Raw genomic sequence first — 23,978 nt, forward strand, 5'->3', positions numbered from 1 at the left:
ACCGTGATCGCGAAACTGATGGCGCTATCCGTCCGCGCGCGCTGGGCGGTACTCTTTCTCTTCCTCGTGATCGCGGGACTCGGCGTATGGCAGCTCACCAAGCTGCCGATCGACGCGGTTCCCGACATCACCAACAAGCAGGTGCAAATCAACACGATCGATCCGCGTCTCTCGCCGGTCGAAATCGAGAAGCTCGTAACCTATCCGATCGAAATCTCGCTCGCCGGCATTCCGGGGCTCGAGACGACACGCTCGATCTCGCGCAACGGCTTCAGCCAGGTGACGGCAATCTTCACCGATGAAACCGACCTCTATTTCGCGCGCCAGCAGGTGGGCGAACGGCTTCTCCAGGCGGGCGAGAATCTTCCCGACGGGGCCCAGCCGCAGATCGGTCCCGTCACGACGGGTCTCGGCGAGGTCGTCATGTACACCGTCGGCTACAAAAATCCCGACGGGAAGGGCGCCAAGAAGGTCGCGGGCCAACCAGGTTGGCAACCCGACGGCAGCTATCTGACCCCCGAGGGCGATATCCTCACCGACGAGATCGCCAAATCGGGCTATCTTCGCACGGTCCAGGACTGGATCGTCAGCCCGCAATTGAAGTCGGTCGGCGGCGTCGCCGGCGTCGACTCGATCGGCGGCTATGCCAAGACCTTCGTGGTCGAACCCGATCCGACCCGCCTCACCAGCTACGGCATTTCCTATAGCGAACTGGGCGAAGCCCTTGAACGCGCCAACCTCGCGGTCGGTGCCAACTACTATAACCGGGCAGGCGAGGCCTATCTCGTGCGCGTCGATGCACGCGTCCGCTCGGTCGACGAAATCCGCAACGCCGTCGTCGCGACGCGCGGCGGCGTGCCCGTGACGGTTGGACAGCTCGCCAATGTGAAGATCGGCGGCGACCTCAGAACCGGTGCGGGCAGCATGAACGGCAAGGAGGCGGTCATCGGGACCGTGCTCATGCTGATCGGGCAGAATAGCCGCACTGTTGCGGAGGATGTTTCGGCGAAGATCGCGCAGGTGTCGAAGACCCTGCCGCCCGGCGTCGAAGTGAAGGTGGTACTCGACCGCGCCAAGCTCGTGAACGCAACCGTCGGCACGGTTGAAAAGAACCTCACCGAAGGCGCGCTGCTCGTAGCGGCCGCGCTCTTCTTCCTGCTCGGCAACTGGCGCGCCGCGATCATCGCGGTGCTCGTCATTCCCTTCTCCTTCCTGATGATGGCGATGGGCATGAACGCCTTCCGGGTCCCCGGTAACCTGATGAGCCTCGGCGCGCTCGACTTCGGTCTGATCGTCGACGGGGCGGTGATCATCATCGAAAACTGCCTCGCCAGACTGGCGCACCGGCAGGAGCATGAAGGGAGATTGCTCAACCTTCGCGAACGTCTCGAGGAGACGATGCGCGCGAGCCAGGAGATGATCAAACCGACCGTCTTCGGCCAGGCGATCATCCTACTGGCCTTCGCGCCGTTGCTGATGTTTACGGGCGTCGAGGGGAAGACCTTCTCGCCGATGGCCATCACCATCATGCTCGCGCTCGTTGCGGCCTTCATTCTCGCGATCACCCTGGTTCCGGCGCTTGTCGCGCTGATGATTCGCGGCAAGGTTGCCGAGAAGGAAGTCTGGGCGATCCGCAAGTCGAAGGAGCGCTACCTGCCCTTGCTCGACAAGGCGCTCGCCAAGCCGTGGGCTTTCATCGCCGGCGGCTTTGCCTTCTTCGTCCTTGCGATCCCGGCGTTCGGACTGCTCGGCTCGGAATTCATTCCGCAGCTCGACGAGAAGAATATGGCGCTTGCCTCGACGCGCGTGCCTTCGGTGAGCCTCGAACAGTCTCTGGTCATGCAGCGCAACGTCGAGACGGCGATCTCGAGCCTGCCCGAAGTCGAGCTGATGTTTTCGAAGACGGGTACGGCCGAGGTGGCGACCGACCCGATGCCGCCGAACATCTCCGACGGTTTCGTGATCCTGAAACCCCAGGATCAGTGGCCGGCAGGTGTCGATTCGAAGGCCGATGTCGTCGAGCGTATCGAGAAAGCCGCTGGCGGCCAGCTCGGCCAGCTTTATGAAGTCAGCCAGCCGATCCAGCTTCGTTTCAACGAACTGATCGCGGGCGTTCGCGGCGACGTGGCCATCAAGCTCTACGGGGACGACCTCGACAAGATGTCGCTCGCGGCGAACGAGATGGTGCGCGTGCTCCAGGGCATACCGGGTGCGGGCAGCGTCAAGGCCGACCAAGTGGGCGGCGCTCCGACGCTCGACGTGAAGCTCGATCGCAATGCGATCGCGCGCTACGGTCTCTCGGTACAGGAGGTTGCCGATACGGTGTCGGCGGCGCTCGGCGGGCGGGAATCCGGCCTGCTCTATGAGGGCGACAGGCGCTTCGACATCACGGTTCGCGTCCCCGACGCGACCCGGGTCAATCTCGACGACATCCGCGCGCTGCCCGTGTTGCTGCCCTCCGAGGGCGGCAATCGCGGACAGATACCGCTCGCCCAGGTGGCGCAGATCCGGCTGACCGAAGGGCTCAACCAGATCAGCCGCGAAAATGGCAAGCGGCGCGTCGTCGTGCAGGTGAACCTCGAAGGCCGCGATGCGGGATCCTTCGTGGCCGAAGCGCAGGCGAAGATCGCCAATGTGAAGCTTCCGGCGGGCTATTACCTCGAATGGGGCGGGCAGTTCGAAAGTCTGCAGGCCGCATCGCAGCGGCTCTCGATCGTGGTGCCGCTCTGCTTCGCGGGCATCTTCATCCTGCTTTACATGGCGCTCGGCACGTTCGGGCGCGCGACCGCCGTGTTCCTCGCCGTGCCGCTTGGGCTCGCGGGCGGGGTGTTCACTCTCGCGCTTACGGGCATCAACTTCTCGGTGTCGGCGGCGGTGGGCTTCATCTGCCTTGCCGGCGTCGCGGTGCTCAACGGTCTCGTCGTCATGACGGCGATCCGCGAACGGCTCGAGAATGATGTCCCGCTCACGGAGGCAATCCGCGAGGGCATGACCGAGAAGATGCGTGCGGTGATCATGACCGGCTTCGTGCCCGCGATCGGCTTCGTGCCGATGGCGATCGCGACCGGCACGGGTGCCGAGGTGCAGAAGCCTCTCGCGACGACCGTCATCGGCGGTCTCATCGCGGCGACCATCCTGACGCTGCTCGTTCTCCCCGCGATCGCAAAAGTCGTCCTCGGGGCGAACTGGCAGCCGAAGTTCCTCAAGCGAAAAGCGGAGTCGGCGGTCCAGCCGGTCACGGAATAGGGAGAGACTGTCATGACAAAAGCATCCAAGCTCTTGCGCATCTACACCGATGAATCCGCCTTCTTCGGTGATCAGCGGGTCTTCGAGTTCATTTCCGAACTCGCTCGCCAGCAAAAGCTGGCAGGCGTTACGGTGCTCGAAGCGGTTCTCGGTTTCGGTCGCTCGGCGCATCTCCACCGCAAGCATGCGCTGGAGAATGACCGGGCGGTCGTGATCGAGATCATCGACGAGGAGCAGCGGCTCCGCGACTTTGCGGCGCAGCTGACCGAAATACCGGACATCGGGCTCATCACGCTCGAAGCGGTCGAAATCCTCGGCGGGAAATCCGCCGCGGAGCCCCCCGATGTTCAGAGCTGACCGGCATCTTGCCGGTCTACACCGCGGCGCAGGTCCCCGGCCTGCGTCGCGGACCAGCTCGTGCGAGCGAGGAGGTCTCCGATGTTCTCGGTAGGCACCTCGCTCCGCTTGCCGGTCCCGATCGGGCGGGTCTGGCGACTGCTCGTCGATATCGAGCGGTACGACGACTGGCATCCGACGCTCCGTTTCACCGATCGTCCGGGAGATGATGAGCGCGTAGGCTATGTCTATTCTCCGCGCGGGAAGCGGGGTCCGGAATTTGCATCCGAGGGGCGGATAACCGGCCTCGACTGGCTGACGGGCTTCTCCTGGCGGACAGGCACGCGCGGGCTGCTCGTCATCGAGGAGAGCTACCGGCTCGAAAAGCTCGGCCAAGGGGTGGAGGTTACCCATCGCCTGGAATGCGCGGGTCTCTTCTCATGGCTCGGCTATCCCATTCTGCGGCGGGTTTGCAGCGTTTTTCTCAAGCGCTCGAACATGGCGCTCGAACAGCAACTCCGTCGCACGACAGTTCAGTCCCGCTACGCGCGGCCAAGCGGGCGCCGCGCATGATCTTGAATTCGAAACCTGGCCGTCGGAGGCCCCTCTCAATCGCCCCCCTCACCACGGGCAGGGATTTCCGGCTGTCAGGGAGGTGCGGGAGCCGGGTCGCATCCCGCAATGGCTCCCGCACCTCATCCTGCCGCGCGTTTAACATGCGCCCGGATCGCATTGCCGACCGCCAACAGAAAAGGATGGCATCATGAGTGACCAGTTGCGGCTCGATATTCCGCTTCTCCTCCCCGAAGTCGCCGATACCGCCGACCGCTGCGTCGCGCGCCTGACGAGCGAACTCGAAGGACGCGAAGGCGTCGACAAGGTCCATGTTGTCCGCTCAAGCGACGGTTCGCCGCCACAGCTCTGCATCCATTACCGTCCGGATATTCTCCCGCTCGAACGCGTGCGGCAGCTCGCGCGCAGCGCCGGTGCCGAGCTCACCGGCCAGTATCAGCATCTCTTCTGGGATGACCTCGAAGGCGTCGGCCACGCCCGTCGCGCGCGGACGATCGGACTGAAGCTTCGCGAAATGCCGGGCGTGATCGAGGCCGAAGTCGGCGCCGCCGGTACGCTGCGCGCCGAGTTCCAGCGCTCGGAGACCTCCATCGAAATGATCAGAAAGACACTCTCGGATATGGGCGTCACTCAGAAATCGACTGCCGTCGCCGCGGCTGCCCCGGCACAAGCCGCCCACCAACATGGCGATGATGGCCATGACCATGGTCCGGATCACGCGCATGGGCCAGATCACAAACATGGCCATACGGGCGAGGATAGCCACGACCATGGCCATGATCATGGCGGCATCTTCGGCGAGCGGACCGAGCTGATCTTCGCGCTGCTGTGCGGTCTCGTCCTCGGCATCGGCTTTGCGATCGAGAAGCTCGCCGCGGCGCCGGAGTGGGTGCCGCTCGCATTCTATATTGCCGCTTATGGCTTCGGTGGCTGGTTCACTGTCCGCGAGGCCATCGAGAATCTGAAGCTCAAGCGCTTCGAGATCGACACGCTGATGCTCGTCGCCGCGGCCGGCGCTGCCGCGCTTGGTGCGTGGGCCGAAGGCGCGCTGCTCCTCTTCCTCTTCAGCCTCGGCCATGCGCTCGAACATTATGCCATGGGCCGCGCCAAGCGCGCAATCGAGGCGCTTGCGGAGCTGGCGCCGCAGACCGCGACGGTGAAGGATGCCGACGGGACGGCTCGCGAAGTCCCGGTCGAGCAGCTGGCGATTGGCGACACCGTCATCGTCAAGCCCAACGAGCGTCTTGCCGCCGACGGCTTCGTCGTCGTTGGCCGCACGGCGATAGATCAGGCTCCGGTGACCGGCGAGAGCGTCCCCGTCGACAAGGAACCGGTGGCCGATCGTGCGCAGGCCGCGGCAAAGCCCGATGCACTCGACGCAAAATATCGCGTCTTCGCGGGCACCATCAACGGCTATGGCGCGATCGAGATCGCGGTAACCCGTCTTGCGGCCGATACCACGCTCGCTAAGGTCGTGAAGATGGTGAGCGAGGCGGAAACGCAGAAATCGCCGACCCAGCGCTTCACCGACAAGTTCGAGCGCATCTTCGTGCCGAGCGTGCTCGCGCTTGTGTTCGTCCTGCTCTTCGCCTGGGTCGTTGTCGACGAGCCGTTCCGCGACAGCTTCTATCGCGCCATGGCGGTCCTTGTCGCGGCAAGCCCGTGCGCGCTCGCGATCGCGACGCCGAGTGCCGTCCTGTCGGGCGTTGCGCGTGCGGCGCGCGGCGGCGTGCTGGTCAAAGGCGGTGGCCCGCTCGAAAATCTCGGCTCGCTGACCGCGCTGGCGTTCGACAAGACGGGAACGCTCACCGAAGGAAAGCCGCGCATCACCGACGTCCTGCCGGCCAGCGGCGTGCCGAAGGAGGAACTGCTGCGGATCGCGGTGGCGGTCGAGCGGCTGAGCGATCATCCGCTTGCCGCTGCCATCGCGCGCGATGGCGAGGCCATGCTGACGTCGACGCGCGTACCGGTGGCGGACGACCTTAACAGCCTGACGGGTCGCGGCGTCACGGCAAAGGTCGAGGGCGAAACCGTCCTGATCGGCAAGGCCGAAATGTTCGGTGCCGACGGCATCGCGCCGATCGGCGGCGAAGTGGCGGCTGCGATCGCCGGCCTCCGCGAGCAGGGCCGCACGACGATGGTCGTTCGTATGGGCGACCGCGATCTTGGCGCGATCGGTCTGATGGACACGCCGCGCGAAGCGGCGCGCACCGCGATCGCCAAACTGCGCGAGCTCGGCATCGGCCGGATGATCATGATTTCGGGCGATCACCAGAAGGTCGCGGAATCGATTGCCGCCGAGGTCGGGATCGACGAGGCCTGGGGCGACCTGATGCCCGATCAGAAGGTCGACGCCATTCGCGACCTCAAGGCGCAGCAGCCGGTCGCCATGGTCGGTGACGGCGTCAATGACGCACCGGCGATGGCGAGCGCCACCGTCGGGATCGCGATGGGCGCCGCGGGGTCCGATGTTGCCCTCGAAACCGCCGACGTCGCGCTGATGGCCGATGACCTCGCTCATCTGCCGTTCGCGATCGGACTTAGCCGCCAGACGCGCCGCATCATCCGCCAGAATCTGGTGGTCAGCCTCGGCGTCGTCGTGGTCCTCGTGCCGGCGACGATCTTCGGACTCGGAATCGGTGCGGCGGTCGCGGCGCACGAAGGCTCGACCCTCGTCGTCGTCGCCAACGCGCTTCGCCTGCTCGCCTATCGCGATCGCAGCATGGGCTGAGGGCGCACAGTCGCGGTGGGATCGAACCGGAAGGGGGAGAGAGGATGAACTTCAAGAATATCTCGGCCTGGTCCATCCGGAACCCGATCCCGCCGCTCGTCATGTTCTTCGGTCTGACGGTGGCGGGCATCGTCTCCTTCCTCATGATGGGGGTCCAGAGCGATCCCGACATCGATTTTCCGGGCGCCATCGTCATCATCGCCCAGCCGGGCGCCGCGCCCACCGAACTCGAAACGCAGGTCACGCAGCGTGTCGAGGCGGCGGTGCGGACGATCGAGGGGATCGACGAGCTCAATTCGACGGTTACCGAAGGCCAGTCGCAGACCTTCGTCCAGTTCGCGATCGGCACGCCGATCGACCGGGCGGTGACTGACATTCGCGACAAGATCACCCAGATCCGCAGCAACCTGCCGAACGGCATCCTCGAACCGCAGGTTATCCGCCTCTCTACCTCGGGCAACACGCTTGCCTATTGGTCGGCTTCGGCCACCGATATGACGCTCGAGGAATTGAGCTGGTATGTCGACAATGTCGTCGCGAAGCGGCTGATCGCGGTCCCCGGCATGGGCGACGCCTATCGCCGGGGCGGCGTCAGCCGCGAAATCCGCGTCATCCTCAACCCCGAACGCATGCGCGCCTACGGCCTTACCGCCGCCGCGGTGAACACCCAGCTCGTCCAGCTCAATGTCAATGCGGCCGGCGGCCGGATGGAGGTCGCGGGCTCCGAGCAGGCGGTGCGTATCCTCGGGAACGCGAGCAGCGCCAACGCGCTCGGCGAGACGCTAATCTCGGTCGGGACGAACCGGACCGTGCGCCTCGCCGATATCGCCGAGGTCAAGGATCTCTACGCCGAGCAGCGCTCGGTCTCGAAGCAGGACGGGCGGCAGGTGCTGACCTTCGGCTTCGAGCGCGCCAAGGGCGCCTCGGATGTGACCGTCTATGACGCTGCGGTCGAGGAGCTGCGAAAACTCGAGAAGGAAAACCCCAAGGTCAAATTCACCGAGCTGTTCAGCGATATCGAATATACCAAAGGCCAATATCATTCGGCGATCAATGCGATGGTCGAGGGCGCGATCCTCGCGGTCGTCGTCGTCTTCCTTTTCTTGCGCGACTGGCGGGCGACGTTGATCTCGGCGCTCGCCATCCCGCTGTCGGCGGTCCCGACCTTCCTGTTCATGGACCTCATGGGCTTCTCGCTCAACATGATGACCTTGCTCGCGCTCAGCCTCGTTGCCGGCGTGCTGGTCGACGATGCGATCGTCGAGATCGAGAATATCGTGCGCCACATGCGGATGGGCAAATCGGCCTATCAGGCCTCGATCGATGCGGCCGACGAGATCGGCCTCGCGGTGCTCGCGACAACCATGACGATCGTCGCGGTGTTCCTGCCGGTCGGGCTGATGCCGGGCGTCGCCGGGCAATATTTCAAGAATTTCGGACTGACGGTCGTGGCCGCGGTGCTGATGAGCCTCGCGGTCGCGCGCATGATCACACCCATGCTCGCCGCCTATTTTCTCTCTGCGCAGGGTCCGCAAAAGCATGGCGAGGGCCCGCTGATCGACACCTATATGCGCATCTTGCGCTGGAGCCTCGACACCAGCGGGGCCGCTGCCGCGCGTGCGCGCGGCGGGCGCTGGAAATGGCTCGGTTACATCAAGGACCATCGCGTCTGGGTGGTCGGCATCGGTGTGCTGGCGCTCTTTGCGACCATTTTCAGCTTCTCGCTGCTCCCGATGACCTTCCAGCCGTCGATCGATTCCGACACGAGCCGCGTGGCCATCCAGCTCGCCCCGGGCGCAACGCTCGAACAGACCGAGGCAGTGGCCGACGAGGTGACCGATCTCATGAAGCGCGACCCGCTCGTCGAATCCGCCCTGTCGCGGATCGATGTCGGCACGGCGACGGTCTATCTGAAATTGCGCAAGGACCGCGAGCTGACCTCGACCGAGTTCGAAAAGGACCGCGCGCCGCGGCTAGCGCAGGTTCCCGATGCCCGAATCAACTTCCAGTCGCAGCATGGCGGCGGCGGCGGCAGCAGCCGCGACATCTCGATCACGCTCGGCAGCGACGACCCGAAGAAGCTCGAAGATGTCGGCAACCGGCTGCTTGCCGAGATGGCCCGCGTGAAGGAAATCCGGTCGCCGCGTGTCGAGGGCAATCTTCAGCGCCCCGAGATCGTCATTCGCCCGCGCTTCGCGCTCGCGGCGCAGCTCGGCGTGACGACGCAGGCGCTCAGCCAGTCGATCCGCGTCGCGACATTGGGCGAGATCGACCAGAATAGCGCGAAATTCTCGCTGTCCGACCGGCAAATCCCCGTTCGCGTCGCGCTTGCGGAAACCGCGCGCGAGCGGCTCGATACGCTGCGCAATATGCCTGTTCCGACCCGGAACGGGGGAACGGTGCCGCTCTCGGTTGTGGCCGAGATCGGCTTCGGCGCCGGCCCGACCCAGATCAATCGGACCAACCAGGTGCGCCAGCTCACCATCGGGGCCGACCTGGCTCCGGGTCTCGTGACCGGTCAGGCGATGGACAAGGTCGAGGCGCTGCCGGCGCTCAAGGCGCTGCCCGCCGGGGTCACGCGGCTGGTACTCGGGAGCGCCAAGTGGCAGGCCGAGATGCTGCGCAACTTCGCGATCGCGGTCGTATCGGGGATTTTTCTCGTGCTCGCTGTGCTGATCCTACTCTATCGCAAGATCATCCCGCCCTTCGTCAACATGGGCTCGCTTCTGCTCGCCCCGCTCGGCGGGGCGGTCGCGTTGCTGCTGACGGGCTATCCGCTCTCGCTTCCCGTGTTCATCGGCGTGCTGATGCTGCTCGGTATCGTCGGCAAGAACAGCATCCTTCTCGTCGACTTCGCGATCGAGGAAATGGCGTCGGGGGTGCCGCGCGACGAGGCGATTGTCGACGCCGGACACAAGCGCGCGCAGCCGATCCTGATGACCACGGTCGCGATGGTCGCGGGCATGATCCCGACCGCGCTGTCGCTCACCGGCGACGGCGCATGGCGCGCGCCGATGGCGGTCACGGTGATCGGCGGGCTCATCCTGTCGACGATGCTGACACTGCTGATCGTGCCGGCGTCCTTCAGCCTCGCGGCGGGCTTCGAACGCCGGATGGTCCCGCGCTTGCGCCGCTGGTTCACGACGGGCGGCGCGCACGCCGACCCATCGCCTGCGGGCGTCACCGACATCGGCGCGGGGCAAAGCCCGGCGGCCGATCGATAGAGGAGTTAAGCTGATGGAGTTCGAGCGGGAGCATGACCTCCCCTATAGTCCGGAGCAGATATGGGCGGTCCTCGGCGATTTCGAGAACCACCGGATCTGGAATCCCTATGTCCGGATCGAGCAGCTTGCCGAGGACCCGATCGCGATCCGCTATTCGATGCGCATGGATCCGCACAAGCCCAAGTTTCTCGAAGTCTCCGCGGCGGTGCTCTCCGCGCGCCCGGGCGAGGAGCTGATACTCGACGTCAAGCCGAGCTTCATCCTCCAGTTCGAGGAGAGTTATATCCTGACGCCGACGGCGAGCGGGACGAAGTTCGTTCACCGCTATCGTTGCCGCGGGCCCTTTGCCTGGCTCCGGCTTCCCGGCATCAAGACCAGCTTCCAGCGAATGATCGCGTCGATCGACGGCATCCTGCTCAGCTACCTCAAGTCCAAATACAGCAAGCCGCCACCGCCGCCGCGACGGCCCAAGTCCAAGTTCAAAGGTGGCCGGCGATGACGAGCTTTCCGCTGCTCGCGCCGCACAAATGGCGTCCGCTCGGCGCGGCCTGGGCAATCGCCCTCCTGTCGAGCCTGGCCGTCCTCTTCGTCGGCGAGGTCATGGGCCAGGCGCCGTGCGACCTCTGCTGGTTCCAGCGTAGCTTCATGTTCCCGCTTGCGATCATTCTCGGCATCGCGGCGTTCAGGTCGGACCGCGCCATCGTTCCTTATGGGCTGGCGCTGGCTGCGGGCGGTGGTCTCGTCGCTTTCTATCATAGCCTGCTCTACGTCGGCGTCATTCCGGCCCCGATCGTCCCCTGCACCGGCGGTCCATCATGCTCGGGAGAGAGCATGGCAATCGGAGGCGTGCCGCTGCCCCTCCCGTCGCTGACCGCGTTCGCGCTCATCCTCACCCTCTTGCTCAACTTCCAAAGGAGACTGAAATCATGAACAAACGCATCGGAGTGGTGGCCACGCTTGTCGTTTCCGCACTCGCTTTCACCGGCGGCGCGATGCTCTACAGCGGAACCGCCGAGGGCGAACCCACGAAGAAGGTCGTGGCGGGGCCCGTCGACAGCCTCATTCGCCCGCATTCGCCGATCATCGGACCGAAAAATGCCCCGGTCACCATCGTCGAATTTTTCGACCCGTCGTGCGAGGCCTGCCGCGCCTTCTATCCCACGGTGAAGGGCATCGTTGCCAAATATCCCAAGGATGTGCGTCTCGTTATGCGCTACCTGCCGCTGCACCCCGGCTCGGCCGAGGCGATCGTGATCCTCGAAGCCGCCCGCGTCCAGGGCAAGCTCGAGCCGGTGACGGCCGCCCTGCTCGAAGCGCAGCCCGAATGGCACGACGGCAAGATGGACGGTGCCTGGGCGGCCGCCGAGAAGGCCGGCCTCAATGTCGCGAAGGCGCGCGCGATGCCGACAACCGATGCGATGGCCTGGATGGAGCAGGACATCGCCGACGCGCGTGCGGTCGGCGTCCGGGGCACGCCGACCTTCTTCGTCAATGGCGAGATGCTCGTCCAGCCGAGCCCCGAACAGGTCGAGGCCCGAGTCCAGGCCGCGGTAGCGGCAAAGGGCAAATGAGGGCCCGCACCCGTCCCGCTTCGTCCACGCGGGACGGGTGCCCACCATGCGGCGCGATACTGTCTCTCCCGCCATCGGCCTGTCGCATGGAGACGCCGGGTCACCGTCCGATCGGCAGCATCGGAGCCAATATTCACAGCGCATTCAAACATGAAGGGGGATTTTGAACGCCACGAAAAGGAGAGACTGACATGCGAAAACTGATGACGATCGCGGCCGCGATGCTCGCCTTCGCGCTCCCCGGAACAGCGCTTGCCCAGCACCATGGCGATCGCGGGGGATATAGCCGCGGACATGACGCGCCACGTGGTCATGACCGCGACTATCGTTCCTCACGCCACGGCGTGCCCAATTATGGCTATGATCGTGGCTATCGTGGCTACGATCCCTACTACCGCGGCCATGATCGCCGCTATGAACGGCGGGACCGCTACGAGCGGCGCTATCAGAAGCGCCGGATGCACCACCATCACCGCGGGCGTCACTGGCGCGGCTAGCCGCGACCGCGCGGGCCGGGCGAGAAACTACCGCTTCGCCCCATAGATTGAAATCGAGCCGGTCGGCGTCGGGATGACTCTCATCTCTTCGACCGCCTCGAAACCCGCGGCTTTAAGGATCACCGGGACGCAGCCCTTAGCGTTGGGTTCGGTATATTCGAACCCGTCGAGCAGCTGGATCTGTCGAAAAAGCATGCGCATCAGCAGCGAGCGCTGCTCGCCATAGTCGGCTATGAAAAGGGTCCCGCCCGGCCTCAGGAGCCTGAACATCTGCGCGGCAATCGCTTCCTTAACGGCCATCGGGCACTGGTGAAGGACCAGGCTCGATACGATCTTGTCGCATTGCCGGAGTGCGTCGATGCCGTCCAGCTCGTCGCCCATAGCCTCGAACCATCGAATCTCGGCATCGGCAACCTCAGCCTTGGCGCGCGCGATTTCCAGCACGGCGGGGTCGGGATCGACCGCCAGAACGATGCTCTCCGGCGCCGCCTGCTTGAGGGCGATCGCAAAGGTTCCCGTGCCGCACCCGATATCGACGATCCGCTCGCCCGGCCGCGGTTCGGCGAAGCGCAGCAAGTCGCTTCGCCATCTTTTCTCTCTGGTCATGAGGGCTATGGCGGCATCGTAGCGGTCGAGCGATCCGCTCTTGCCGAGTGCCGGGACGAAGTCTCTGTGTGCGTCTGACATGATGCGCCTCTACCAGGCGCGATCACGCACCGGCTTGAACGGAGAGGCTATGATTCGATGAAAAGGTCGCTTGCCCGGATACCGAACATCGCCTTGATCGTGCGGGCGAAATGCGCGCTGTCGCTGAACCCTGCCATGTGTGCGGCCTCGGTCGCGCTGCGGCGCATTCCCAATTCGTCGAAGGCGATAATCAACCTTCGCCAGAGCACAAAGCGCTGGAAGGGCATGCCGATCTCGGCGGCAAAGAGATGCCGGAAGCGGCCGAGCGAAAGGCGGCTCTCCTCCGCCACAGCCGCGAGACGGACAGAGCCCATGGGGATCAGGCGGTCAATCGAGGCGGCGGCGCGGGTGATGCGCGGATCGAGCGGGGGTCGGGCGCCTCGCGTGAGCCAGTTTTTCCAGAAGGACCGCTGTCCCGGCAGCGCGACATGAATCGGATCGGAGCAGATCAGCCGGTCTTTCAGATCTACCGGCGGACCGAAGACCACTGTCGGCTCGACGAACCATAATTCAGCCGTGGGCGCGGGGAGCAGCCGGTGCACGGTATCGGGTTCGATGAGCAAGCAACGCCCCGACAGGCGCGCGCCATCAGCATCGACCACGGTAAGCGGCTCGGCACAAAACACTGCCTGCGCCGCAAAATGGCGGTGCGCGGCGGCATCGCCAACCGAACCCGACCAGAGAGCATGATAGTCGCCGAGGCTAAGTCGGCCGTTCCAGTTGGACGTTTCGGGCATCGGGTCGCAATAGCAGGCCTAACTCGTGTGCGTAACGGGCGCCGGGTAAGCACTCTGGCTCGGAGGCTCTTTTCGGAAGCCGTCTTACGGCCAAGGAGGAGTGCGCCGACCCCGTGATGATTCCCCTCATCGACCGGGCGCTGTCTCGATGCGGCGATGTTGCCGACTGTTGTAACGATAGCCGATCCAGAGGATTGCAAGCGCGAGAAGCTGGAGCAACAACGGTTCGAGCGAAGGAAATATCCCCATCGCCGGGAAGCGGGGAAAATGAGCTAGCGGGGTGATGCCGAGGAGGCCGGCTTCCTGTAGCGCGCCCGCGCCCTTGCCGGCCAGGACAACCGCGAGGATAGCGATGAGCGAAGAGCTGTAAGCGAAAAATCTTCCGATCGGCAGGACCCGGCTGTAACGAAGCATGACCCATGCGATTGCTGCCAGGATCACCACTGCGGTTCCGGCTCCGGCGGCGATCGCGCTGCGGCTTCCTTGCGCGGCGAGAGCTGCGAAAAACAGGATGGTCTCAAAGACTTCCCGATAGACCACGAGGAAAGCGAGCCCGAACAGGAACCAGGCCGAGCGACGTGAAAGCGCTTTGCCCATCGCTTCGCGAATATAGCGCTGCCAGCTCTCCGCATGTGACTTTCCGTGCATCCAGATGCCGACCCAGACGAGAACGACTGCGGCGAAAAGCGAGCCAAATCCCTCTGTCAACTCGCGGTTCGCTCCGCTGATCGAGATTGCATAGGTCGCGACTGCCCAGGTTGCGCCGCCGGCTGTCAGGGCTGCGATCCAGCCGCCATGGACATAGGGTAGGACCTCAGGCCGTTCGGCCTTTCGTAAGAAAGCGATCATCGCCACGATGATCAGAAGCGCTTCGAGACCCTCGCGCAGCAAGATGGTAAGCGCCCCGACAAAGGTCGATGCGTCGCTGGCTGCATCGGGAGACAGTGCAGCTTCGGCATCGGCGAAAAGGGTTTCGACTGCGGCGGCTTTACCCGCGACCGCATCGACCGGCACACCTCGCGCGATGGACACGCGATAATCGGACATCGCGGATTCGATTTGCGCCATAAGGGCGGAATCGCGCGTCGTCAGGATCGGCTCAATCGGTTCGAAACCGTCGAGATAGGCGGACAGCGCGAGACGCTCTGCCTCGCTCCGATTTCCCTTGCGGTACGCGGCAAGGCTTTGCGCCAATTTGTCACGGGCAACCGCAAGCGTCGCGGGCGAAGCGGTTGTCAATGCTTGGGGATCTGAGCGCAAATAGGCGGTAAGCGCGTCGGCCTGCTCCGATCCCAGCCCACGACCAAGCACTTCCGGGCTGAGACTCGTGAAGGCTTGCAGGTCGGGGACCAGTTCGCGCGCCGCAGGGGTCTGGTTCCAGACACGCCGGCCGGCTGCGACGTCGCGAAAGGCAAATCCACCGGCATAGGCTGCTACCGCCCAGCGGTCGTCGGAGGGCAAATGGGCAAAACTGGGCATGGACGTGCCTTCGAGCCCCTGTCCTATCACCTGATAGAGCGCGAACAGACTGCGCTTGCGAGCGCGTCCGGCGTCGGTGAAATCGATAGGTGCCGGGTCGAGCCCCTTGGCCTGAGGTCCATTGCCATCGCCGCGCGCGCCGTGACAGCTGGCGCAATTTTCCAGATAGACTTGGGCTCCGCGCCGGGGATCTGGAGCGTTGCGCGGCGCGAGGGGCACAGGGTAGGCGGCGAGGAGGTCCGCCGCGAGTCCGCGCGCCTGGCCAGCCACCTTGCCGGGGTCCGCCTTCGATGCGATCGCCGTCTGGAGTTGTCCCGCTTCACTGACAAGGCGAGCCCGCGCCGGGGATACCGGAAGCGCTTCGATCCCCTTGCGAACGGTGGCGGAAAACTCGGTCATCTCGGCATATTCGACCGTGCTCGTCACCGCGCCATTCGAGACCGCTCCACCATAGTCGACCGCAACATAGTCCAGCAGGCGCCAGATGGTCTGGACTTCGCCGGCATCAGTGCGGGCCTGTGCCGTCGGCACGACGAGGCCGCAGATTGCAGCGAGCGCGATCAGCAGAGAGAGAAAGCGGCGGGCGGGGGGCATTGGCCCTATTGTCCGGGCACAGTCGACAGTTCGCGCAATTCGGTCCGCGCGCTGCGTAGAATCTCATAGGCCGAATGCAGGAAAAGCGTGGCAATGATGGCGGCGACTGCAAGGTCGGGCCAGGCTTGCCCGGTCCATGCGACGAGGCCGGCGGCGATGATCACCGCCACATTGGCGATCGCGTCGTTGCGGCTGAACAGCCACACCGCCCGGACATTGGCGTCGCCTTCGCGGAACCGCGAGAGGACCGCGGCCGAGGTGAGGTTGACGAGGAGGGCGGCGGCGCCGATGCCGCCCATCAGCTCGGCTTCGGGCGGAACCGCGGTCAGGGCACGCCACAGCGCGACGCCGATGACCCCTATGCCAAGCGACAGCAGGAACAGGCCTTGGGCTAAGGCGATACGCGTGCGGGCGAGCGCAGTCCAGCCTATCGCGACGAGGCCGGCCAACGTGATCGTGCCGTCGCCGATAAAGTCGAGCGAGTCGGCTTTCAGCGCCTGGCTGTTGGCGATGAACCCGCCGACGATCTCGATCGCGCCGAAGCCGAGATTGAGAATTACGACGATCCACAAGGCCCTTCGATAGGCGGGATCGCGTTCGGCCCTGACGGTGTCGCCCGTGCAGCCGCAATTGCTGTCGTTGCTCATTCCCCTGTTCTACATTCTACAGTAACTGTAGAAGCAAGCTGAAATCGAAACGAGACTGAGAGGAAGGGAGATGGCGCGCGACACGCGGCTACCGATCGGCGGCCTGGCGAAACGCACCGGCACCAAGGTAAACACGATCCGCTTCTATGAGGATATCGGATTGCTGCCTTGCGCAGCGCGCACAGCCTCTGGCCGGCGCACCTACGGGGATGAGGATGTCGGGCGCCTCGCATTCATCCGCAATGCCCGCGGCCTCGGCTTTTCGATCGATGAAATCCGGTCGTTGACGGCGCTGGCCTTGGGGCCGGGGCAGGACTGCGCCGAAATCCGCGCAGTTGCGGCGCGTCACCTGCTCGATGTCGATGAAAAGCTGGAACGGATGGCGCGGCTCCGTGCTGAACTTGCCCGTATCGTCCAGCTCTGCGATGGCGGGCCGGTGTCGGATTGCCGGGTCATCGAGGCCATCGCCGCCGGAAATGCCTAGCCGCCGCGCTATCGGGACTGTCGGCGGCTTGCGGCTCAGCCGCAGCAACTGCCCTTGCCGCCGTCAACCTGTATTGGCGGGCAGGGTACCGTGCCATAGGAACAGAAGACACAGCAGTCTCCTGGCAGCGGCTTGAGCAGCGCGCCGCATCCCTTGCAGTCGTAGAAATACTGACACGCATCGGTGGGCATGATTTCGTCGGCGATTTGACCGCAGAGCGGACACGTCAGCGTCGATTGCAGGACCGGCGAGGGATCAAGCATAGCGATAGCCGAGCCAGAGGAGGACGGCGGCGAGGAGCAGTCCGATCAGGGTCACAAAGCGCAGCGACGCGGGCACGCACAGGCCATCGGCGCCGCAGCGCGCCGCGCGCATCTGCTGGCGCGCCAGCAGGACGCCACCGGCGACGAGCGAAATTGCGCCGAATGCGACGAACCAGAGCCGGTAGGGCGCGGCCGGGACCGCTATGCCGACGAGCCAGGCGGACCCGAGCCCCGCCGAGGCCAGCAGCATGGGGAGGGCGCAGCAGGTGGCTGCGAGAAAGCCCGATGCGATCCCGCCAAGCGCCAGCGAAATGGCCCCAAATCCTTTTGGACGCCTTGCATCTCCAGCCAAATTCAAACTCCTTGTTTCGCGGTAGCGGCAAGTCTACCATCTGTAGTGACTACAGATGCAAGCGGAATCGCAATGGCCCCCTCAAGCACCATCCCCATCGGCGAGCTTTCTCGGCTTACCGGCTGCAATATCGAGACGATCCGCTATTATGAGCGCATCGGCATTCTGCCCGCGCCGGTCCGGTACGGGCGATTTCGCCGTTATGATTCAGCTGGTGTGCGGCGCCTTGCATTTGTGCGCCGCGCGCGCGAACTGGGGTTTCCCCTCGATACGGTCCGGACTTTGCTCCTTCTTGCCGAAGGCGGCGGCCATAGCTGCGATCAGGCGCGCCATATGGCCGAGAGCCAGCTTGCCGACGTCCTCGCCAAGCGCGCCGACCTCGACCGGATGGCCGCTGTCTTGGGCGATCTTGTCGAGGCGTGCGGCGCCGGCGATGCCGGGGGCTGCCCGCTTCTGGAGGCGCTGTCCGACTAGGTTCGAGTACAGCCGTCTTCCGCCAGCGCCCCAAAGCAGCCATTGCGCGCGGCAACTAGGGCCACCGCGCGCAATGGCGGCGCGTTACGGCGCCTTGTCGAGCTTGGTGATCGTCCCGGCCTTGCCGTCCCAATTGAGCTCGAACGCGACCTTGTCGCCGACCTTGATGTCCTTCAGCAGCTCGGGTTTCGCCGCAAAACCCATCGTCATCGGCGGCCATTCGAGTTCGGCGATCGCGCCATGATCGAGCGTGACCTGGCCTTTTGCCGTATCGATCGCGGTCACGGTCGCCGTGCCCTTGCCATGCTTCGTTTCGGCCGGGGCCGCCATGGTCCCTGTGTCATCGGCCATCGCGGCCTTTTCTTCCGTCTTCGGTGCTTCGCCTTGCTTGCCGCAGGCGACAAGTCCAGCGCCGAGCGCAAGGCTGAGCGTAATCGCAGTGAGTTTATTCATGTCGTTTCTCCTTCGGGTTGGACGGGATGAGCCGCACGCCTTCGCATCAGCAGATAGGCGGCGGGAATGATAAGCATCGACAGCAGCGGCGCGGTGAGCATGCCGCCGATCATCGGCGCGGCGATGCGGCTCATCACTTCGGAGCCGGTGCCGGTCCCGACGAGGATCGGGAACAGGCCCGCGAGGATAACCGCAACGGTCATCGCCTTCGGGCGGACGCGGAGCAGCGCGCCTTCGCGAACCGCGGCCAATATGTGGCCGTCGCTGCGATCGGCGAGCGCATGCTTGAGATAGATGAGCATGACGACCCCGAACTCGGCGGCAACGCCCGCAAGCGCGATGAACCCGACCGCGCTCGCGACCGACTGGTTATAGCCAAGCAGATAGAGGAGCCAGAGCCCGCCGGTGAGCGCAAAGGGCAGGGTCGTCATGATGAGCAGCGCCTCGTCCCAGCGGCGGAAGGTCAGGTAGAGCAGCAGGAAGATGATCGCGAGCGTGACCGGCACGACGACCTTCATCCGCTCGGTCGCACGAACGAGGAACTCGAACTGCCCGGTGTAGGAAACGCTGACGCCGGGCGGCAGATCGACATCGCGCGCGATCGCCCGCTGGATGTCCTGCACGAGGCCCTGCAAATCGCGGCCGCGGCTGTCGACGTAGATCCAGGTCACCGGGCGGCCATTCTCGCTGCGCAGCATCGGCGGCCCGTCGCTGACCTTGACTCTGGCCACCGTGCCGAGCGTGATCTGCTGGCGCGACGGCGTCAGGACCGGAAGGCTCGCGAGCTCGCCGATACTGTCGCGCAGCTCGCGCGGGTAGCGGACGCTGATCGGATAGCGGGCGAGCCCCTCGACCGTCTGGCCGATCGTCTCGCCGCCGATCGCGCCCGAGACGATCGCTTGCACGTCGGCGACATTGAGGCCGTAGCGTGCTGCGGCGGCGCGATCGATGTCGACATCGATATAGCGCCCACCAGTCAGCCGCTCGGCCAGCGCCGACGCTACGCCGGGTACGGTCTTGACGACCGCTTCGATGCGCTTGGCGGTGCGATCGATCCCGGCAAGATCCGAGCCCGCGACCTTGATGCCGACCGGGCTCTTGATCCCGGTCGCAAGCATGTCGATGCGATTGCGGATCGGGGGAATCCAGAAATTGGCGAGCCCCGGAACCCGGACCCGCGCGTCGAGCTCCTCGATCAATTTCTCCTCGGTCATGCCGGGGCGCCAACGGTCCTTCGGCTTGAAGCGGATCGTCGTCTCGAACATCTCGAGCGGCGCGGGGTCGGTCGCGCTGTCGGCCCGCCCCGCCTTGCCGAACACGCTCTCGACCTCGGGCACGGTCTTGATCAGTCGGTCCGTCTGCTGGAGCAGGCTCGATGCCCTTGCGGCCGAGATGCCGGGTAGCGCCGAGGGCATGTAAAGGAGGTCGCCTTCGTGCATCTGCGGCATGAACTCGCCGCCGATCTGGGTCATCGGCCACAGGCTGGTGGCGAAGACGAGGCCGGCGATCACGAGCGCTTTTTTCGGCCGTTCGAGCACCCAGTCGAGTGCCGGGCGATAGATGCGGGTCAGCCAGCGGTTGACCGGATTACTCTGTTCGGCGGGTATCTTACCGCGGATCAGCCAGCCCATCAGCACCGGGATGAGCGTGATCGAGAGGATCGCGGCGGCCGCCATCGCATAGGTTTTGGTGAAGGCGAGCGGCGAGAAGAGCCGTCCCTCCTGGCCTTCGAGCGTGAAGATGGGGAGGAAGGAGAAGGTGATGATGAGGAGGCTGAGGAAGAGGGCGGGCCCAACCTCGGCGGCGGCGTCGGTGATGACGCGCCAGCGTTCGGCGCCTTTCAGTTCCTCGCCCGGATGATCGCGCTCCCAATGTTCGAGATGCTTATGGGCATTTTCGATCATCACCACCGCAGCGTCGACCATCGCACCGACCGCGATGGCGATGCCGCCGAGCGACAATATATTGGCGTTGAGTCCCTGCAGCCGCATCACGATGAAGGCGATGAGGATGCCGAGCGGCAGCGTCAGGATCGCGACCAGTGCCGAGCGCGCGTGCCAGAGGAAGAGCGCGCAGACGAGCCCGACGATGATGAACTCTTCGACGAGCTTCGAGGTAAGATTGTCGACCGCGCGGTCGATCAACCCCGAGCGGTCATAAGTGGTGATGATCTCGACCCCGGGCGGCAGGCTGCGCTTGAGCTCGGCGAGCTTGGTGCGCACGCCGTCGATGACTTCGCGGGCATTCTTGCCCTCGCGCATGACGATCACGCCGCCCGCGACTTCGCCCTCGCCGTTGAGTTCGGCGATGCCCCGCCTTGTGTCGGGACCGATCTGCACCGTCGCGACATCGCCGACCGTTACCGGGAGTCCGCCCGCGGCGGTGCGGATCGGGACGGCGCGGAAGTCGTCGAGCGACTCCAGATAGCCGCTCGCGCGGACGATATATTCAGCCTCAGCGAGTTCTAGGGAGCCGCCGCCGCTTTCCTGGTTGGCGCGCTTGAGGGCGTCGGCGACGTCGGTTGCAGTCACCCCGAACGCGGCGAGCTTCTGCGGATCGACGATGATCTGATACTGGCGCACCATGCCGCCGATGCTCGCGACCTCGGCGACGCCGGGAACCGATTTAAGCTCGAAGCGGAGGAACCAGTCCTGAAGACTGCGGAGTTCGGCAAGATCGTGGCGGCCGCTTTTGTCGACGAGCGCATATTCATAGATCCAGCCAACCCCGGTCGCGTCGGGACCGATGCTCGCGCGCGCGCCCTCGGGGAGACGGCTTTGCACCTGGCTCAGATATTCGAGCACGCGGCTGCGCGCCCAATAGGGATCGGTGCCGTCGTCGAACAGGACATAGACGAAGCTGTCGCCGACGAAGCTGTAGCCGCGCACCACGCGCGCGCCCGGCACCGAGAGCATCGTCGTCGTGATCGGATAGGTGACCTGGTCCTCGACGATCCGCGGTGCCTGTCCCGCATAGCTGGTGCGGACGATGACCTGGACGTCCGACAGGTCGGGCAGGGCGTCGACCGGAGTCGTGCGCACCGCGGCGATCCCGAGCAAGGTCAGGATCAGCGCCGAAGCGACGACAAGCCCGCGCGCCGCGACCGAGGCGCGAATAATGCGTGCGATCATTGCGCTGGCTCCAGCGGACGAACCGTGAGACCGGTCAGGCTCGCCTCGGAATCGAGCAGGAACTGGCCCGACGCGACGACCTTCTCGCCGGGGGCGAGCCCTCGCAATATCTCGGTCTTGCCGCCGCCTTCGCGTCCGGCGACCACTTCGGCGGGATGGTAGCGTCCGTCGCCCTTCTCGAGCATCACGATGCTGCGCGTGCCGGTGCGGATCACCGCTTCGCTTGGCACCAGCAGCGTTGGCTTGGCGTCCCCGCCGAGCGCGACGACGGCGAACATGCCGGGGCGTAGGCGACCGCCGCGGTTGGCGAGCTCGATGCGCACTGTCAGCGTCCGGCTGTCCGCCGCTGCGGTCGGCAGGATCGCGACGACCCGCCCGGTAAAAGCCTCGCCGGGAAAGGCGGTGAGGTTCGCGGTGGCAGGTTGGCCGATCTTCACCAGTCCGGCCTGCGCTTCGGGGAGCGCGGCATTGAGCCACACCGTTCCAAGTCCCGAGATTTCGGCAAGTGTCTGCCCCGAGGCGAGAGTCACGCCTGCACGGGCATTGAGCGTCTGGACCACGCCGCCGATCGGCGCGCGCACCGTCAGTCTGCCGCCGGTCCGTCCGCTCCGGTCGACCTCGGCGATCACGCCTTCGGGCATGCCCATCAGCCGCAGCCGCTGCCGCGCGGCCGCCGTGAGTTCAGGTTTGCCGAGCTTCTTGACGCTCAGATATTCGGTCTGGGCGCTGCCCCATTCAGGCAATTGCAATTCGGCGATCGGCGCACCGGCGCCGATGACATCGCCAGGCGCGAGGCGATAGACGCGTTCGACGAAGCCGCCCGAGCGCGCCTGGACGATCGCGACATCGCGCTGGTTGAAATCGATACTGCCGTTGACGTCGAAGGTTGCGGCAAGGCTCCCCATTTCGGCCGCGACCACTCTTATGCCGAGGCTCTGACGCGCCGACGGGTCAATCGACACGCCGGGCGCCGCGCCGCCACCCTCGTCGGCATATTTGGGCTCGAGCTGCATGTCCATGAAGGGCGACTTGCCGGGCTTGTCGAACTTCTGGTTCGGGAACATCGGATCATAATAGTAGAGGATCTTGCGCCCGCCGCTTGCCGTCTCGGTTGGTGCATCGCTCTTGCCGCTCTGTCCCAACCAATAACCGCCGCCGCCCGCGATCAGCACCGTGGCCAGGATTGCGACGCGCCAGCGCGCCGCTGATGTTGCATCGGTCATCGACCTGCCTCCCCATAAATATAATTGATCCGGATCGCGTCGCGCGCGACCTCGGCTTCGCGCGCCAGCGCATCGACTTCGGCCTCGGCAAGCGCGAGAGTCGACAGGAGCGCGGTCCCGAGGTCGAGCTTTCCGGCGGCGTAGCTTGCAAGATCGAGCTCGGCGCGCTTCTTCGCGAGCGGCACGAGCCGCGTACGTGCATTGGCGAGCTGCTCATGATGCATGCGGTGATCGGCGAGATCGGCGTCGAGCGCTGCCGCGATGTCGCGCTTGGCAGCCTCGCGGTCGAGCCGGGCGCGCATCGCCTCGCTGGCGCGCGCGGCGATCTTGGGGTCCTGCCGCTTTTTCGAGAAGAAGGGCAGGTCGACGGTGACCCCGACCGTGACGAGATCACCGTAATTGGGCTCGCGGCGCCCATAGGCCGCGTTGACGCTCCAGTCGGGTCGCTTGTCGGCGCGTGCGAGACCGGTCTCGGCGTCGGCGGCGAGGGCGCGGGCATCGAGTGCTCTGAGCTTTGGCAGGGCGTCGATGCCGGCGCGCAATCCTTGTTCGTCGATCGACTGCGGCGGCAAGTCGCCGAGCGTGTCGGCGGCGGGGTCGCCGGTGAAGCGGGCGAGCTGCGCGCGGGCGCGGGCGATCTCGGCGGCGAGCGCGCTGCGGCGATCGTTGATCGCGGCGCGAAGCTGATCGGGTTCGAGCGCCTGCGCCGGGCGCGCCGCACCGCTGGCAAGCCGCGCCGTCACGGTCGATTGAAGGTCCTCGAGGCCGCTATCGAGCAGGTCGAGTTCCTTCAGCTCCTTCTTGGCATAATAGAGATCGACCCAGGCGAGCGCGGTCGCGAGCCTGATGTCCTGCGCGGTGACCGCTTCGTCGGCGCGGGCGATTCCAATGTCGGCCTGCGCGCGGGTCGCGCGCGCGCGGCGTTTGGCGGGGTTCGGAAAATCCTGGCTGACGCCGATGACCTGCATCGTGAAATCGTCGCGATTGAACCGGCCCGCGTCGGGTCCGGTCACCGGGAAATCCTGGAGGACGATATTGAGTTTCGGGTCGGGCAGCCGGTCGGCGGCGATCGCCGCCGATTGGGCGGCGTCGACGCCCGCTTCGCGGCTTTGCAGTTCGGGTGCCTCCGATGCTGCTCGGCTGAGCGCCGAATCGAGCGTCATCGGCTCGGCGTGAAGAGCCGAGGGCAGCGCAAGCAAGGCTGCCGTAAAATATGGGCGCATGATGTCCCCCTGCTGTGGACTGGGCGAAAGCCTCCCCGGCGTCTGTACGCCGG

At 65.3% G+C, this 23,978-nt stretch carries 21 protein-coding genes; 11 read left to right on the forward strand and 10 right to left on the reverse strand.

Translation table 11 applies throughout. The features are described from left to right. Positions 1 to 3: 3 nt before the first annotated feature. The 9 genes from E5675_RS01430 to E5675_RS01470 all read left to right on the forward strand — a co-directional run bounded on the left by E5675_RS01430 (position 4) and on the right by E5675_RS01470 (position 12,178). Complete coding sequence (locus tag E5675_RS01430) at positions 4 to 3,246, forward strand: CusA/CzcA family heavy metal efflux RND transporter (RefSeq protein WP_003046495.1); 3,243 nt, start codon at positions 4 to 6, stop codon at positions 3,244 to 3,246. A gap of 12 nt (positions 3,247 to 3,258) precedes the next feature. After that, a complete protein-coding gene (locus E5675_RS01435) occupies positions 3,259 to 3,603 on the forward strand; it encodes a DUF190 domain-containing protein (protein ID WP_003046493.1) in 345 nt (114 codons plus the stop codon). 81 nt (positions 3,604 to 3,684) lie between these two features. Then, positions 3,685 to 4,155 carry an SRPBCC family protein gene (locus E5675_RS01440; RefSeq protein WP_003046490.1) on the forward strand — a complete coding sequence of 157 codons (471 nt, stop codon included), beginning with the start codon at positions 3,685 to 3,687 and terminating at the stop codon, positions 4,153 to 4,155. Between the two features lie 190 nt (positions 4,156 to 4,345). Continuing rightward, positions 4,346 to 6,886 carry a heavy metal translocating P-type ATPase gene (locus tag E5675_RS01445; protein ID WP_003046486.1) on the forward strand — a complete coding sequence of 847 codons (2,541 nt, stop codon included), beginning with the start codon at positions 4,346 to 4,348 and terminating at the stop codon, positions 6,884 to 6,886. 44 nt (positions 6,887 to 6,930) lie between these two features. Beyond that, the gene (locus tag E5675_RS01450) at positions 6,931 to 10,110 is read left to right on the forward strand and encodes an efflux RND transporter permease subunit (RefSeq protein WP_003046483.1); all 3,180 of its coding nucleotides are present in this window, start codon (positions 6,931 to 6,933) and stop codon (positions 10,108 to 10,110) included. A gap of 13 nt (positions 10,111 to 10,123) precedes the next feature. Beyond that, complete coding sequence (locus E5675_RS01455; protein WP_003046480.1) at positions 10,124 to 10,609, forward strand: SRPBCC family protein; 486 nt, start codon at positions 10,124 to 10,126, stop codon at positions 10,607 to 10,609. After that, positions 10,606 to 11,040, forward strand: coding sequence for a disulfide bond formation protein B (locus E5675_RS01460; RefSeq protein WP_003046478.1), 435 nt, complete (start codon positions 10,606 to 10,608; stop codon positions 11,038 to 11,040). Before E5675_RS01455 ends, E5675_RS01460 begins: the two co-directional genes overlap by 4 nt. Further along, on the forward strand, positions 11,037 to 11,681 hold the full coding sequence (locus tag E5675_RS01465; RefSeq protein ID WP_003046475.1) for a thioredoxin domain-containing protein: 645 nt from the start codon (positions 11,037 to 11,039) through the stop codon (positions 11,679 to 11,681). The genes E5675_RS01460 and E5675_RS01465 overlap by 4 nt, the downstream gene beginning before the upstream one ends. A 191-nt stretch (positions 11,682 to 11,872) precedes the next feature. Continuing rightward, the gene (locus E5675_RS01470) at positions 11,873 to 12,178 is read left to right on the forward strand and encodes a hypothetical protein (RefSeq protein WP_003046472.1); all 306 of its coding nucleotides are present in this window, start codon (positions 11,873 to 11,875) and stop codon (positions 12,176 to 12,178) included. Between the two features lie 27 nt (positions 12,179 to 12,205). Here E5675_RS01470 and E5675_RS01475 read toward each other — a convergent pair whose 3' ends face one another. The 4 genes from E5675_RS01475 to E5675_RS01490 form a co-directional block, all read right to left on the reverse strand. Next, positions 12,206 to 12,865, reverse strand: a complete 660-nt coding sequence (locus E5675_RS01475) for a class I SAM-dependent methyltransferase (RefSeq protein ID WP_037553277.1) — start codon at positions 12,863 to 12,865, stop codon at positions 12,206 to 12,208. A 47-nt stretch (positions 12,866 to 12,912) separates the two neighbouring features. Further along, positions 12,913 to 13,602, reverse strand: coding sequence for an AraC family transcriptional regulator (locus tag E5675_RS01480; RefSeq protein ID WP_003046466.1), 690 nt, complete (start codon positions 13,600 to 13,602; stop codon positions 12,913 to 12,915). 126 nt (positions 13,603 to 13,728) lie between these two features. After that, complete coding sequence (locus tag E5675_RS01485; RefSeq protein WP_136173111.1) at positions 13,729 to 15,675, reverse strand: cytochrome c/FTR1 family iron permease; 1,947 nt, start codon at positions 15,673 to 15,675, stop codon at positions 13,729 to 13,731. Positions 15,676 to 15,680: 5 nt separating this feature from the next. Then, entirely contained in the window at positions 15,681 to 16,322 is a 642-nt protein-coding gene (locus E5675_RS01490; protein WP_037553278.1) for a cation transporter, read from the reverse strand. A 70-nt stretch (positions 16,323 to 16,392) separates the two neighbouring features. On the opposite strand from E5675_RS01490, the gene E5675_RS01495 reads away from it, so the two are divergent. Further along, positions 16,393 to 16,806 carry a helix-turn-helix domain-containing protein gene (locus E5675_RS01495; RefSeq protein ID WP_003046458.1) on the forward strand — a complete coding sequence of 138 codons (414 nt, stop codon included), beginning with the start codon at positions 16,393 to 16,395 and terminating at the stop codon, positions 16,804 to 16,806. Between the two features lie 35 nt (positions 16,807 to 16,841). Here E5675_RS01495 and E5675_RS01500 read toward each other — a convergent pair whose 3' ends face one another. Both E5675_RS01500 and E5675_RS01505 read right to left on the reverse strand, forming a co-directional pair. After that, positions 16,842 to 17,069 (reverse strand): GDCCVxC domain-containing (seleno)protein, encoded by a 228-nt coding sequence (locus E5675_RS01500; protein ID WP_081611194.1) that lies wholly within the window; start codon positions 17,067 to 17,069, stop codon positions 16,842 to 16,844. Beyond that, positions 17,062 to 17,319 carry a hypothetical protein gene (locus tag E5675_RS01505; RefSeq protein ID WP_003046455.1) on the reverse strand — a complete coding sequence of 86 codons (258 nt, stop codon included), beginning with the start codon at positions 17,317 to 17,319 and terminating at the stop codon, positions 17,062 to 17,064. Before E5675_RS01505 ends, E5675_RS01500 begins: the two co-directional genes overlap by 8 nt. Positions 17,320 to 17,493: 174 nt before the next feature. Here E5675_RS01505 and E5675_RS01510 point away from each other — a divergent pair, with 174 nt between their 5' ends. After that, a complete protein-coding gene (locus tag E5675_RS01510; protein ID WP_003046453.1) occupies positions 17,494 to 17,895 on the forward strand; it encodes a helix-turn-helix domain-containing protein in 402 nt (133 codons plus the stop codon). A gap of 84 nt (positions 17,896 to 17,979) precedes the next feature. Here the strand turns inward: E5675_RS01510 and E5675_RS01515 are convergent, their stop codons facing one another. The 4 genes from E5675_RS01515 to E5675_RS01530 are packed head-to-tail and all read right to left on the reverse strand — an operon-like array spanning position 17,980 to position 23,925. Then, positions 17,980 to 18,348: a copper-binding protein gene (locus tag E5675_RS01515; protein WP_003046451.1), complete on the reverse strand. Its 369-nt coding sequence runs from the start codon at positions 18,346 to 18,348 to the stop codon at positions 17,980 to 17,982. Continuing rightward, positions 18,345 to 21,479, reverse strand: coding sequence for an efflux RND transporter permease subunit (locus E5675_RS01520; protein WP_136173112.1), 3,135 nt, complete (start codon positions 21,477 to 21,479; stop codon positions 18,345 to 18,347). The genes E5675_RS01515 and E5675_RS01520 overlap by 4 nt, the downstream gene beginning before the upstream one ends. Next, positions 21,476 to 22,702 carry an efflux RND transporter periplasmic adaptor subunit gene (locus E5675_RS01525; RefSeq protein ID WP_003046445.1) on the reverse strand — a complete coding sequence of 409 codons (1,227 nt, stop codon included), beginning with the start codon at positions 22,700 to 22,702 and terminating at the stop codon, positions 21,476 to 21,478. Before E5675_RS01525 ends, E5675_RS01520 begins: the two co-directional genes overlap by 4 nt. Then, positions 22,699 to 23,925: a TolC family protein gene (locus E5675_RS01530; RefSeq protein WP_003046442.1), complete on the reverse strand. Its 1,227-nt coding sequence runs from the start codon at positions 23,923 to 23,925 to the stop codon at positions 22,699 to 22,701. The genes E5675_RS01525 and E5675_RS01530 overlap by 4 nt, the downstream gene beginning before the upstream one ends. Positions 23,926 to 23,978: the final 53 nt, after the last annotated feature.

The sequence above is a fragment of the Sphingopyxis sp. PAMC25046 genome (assembly GCF_004795895.1).
In the GTDB taxonomy this organism is placed as follows: domain Bacteria; phylum Pseudomonadota; class Alphaproteobacteria; order Sphingomonadales; family Sphingomonadaceae; genus Sphingopyxis.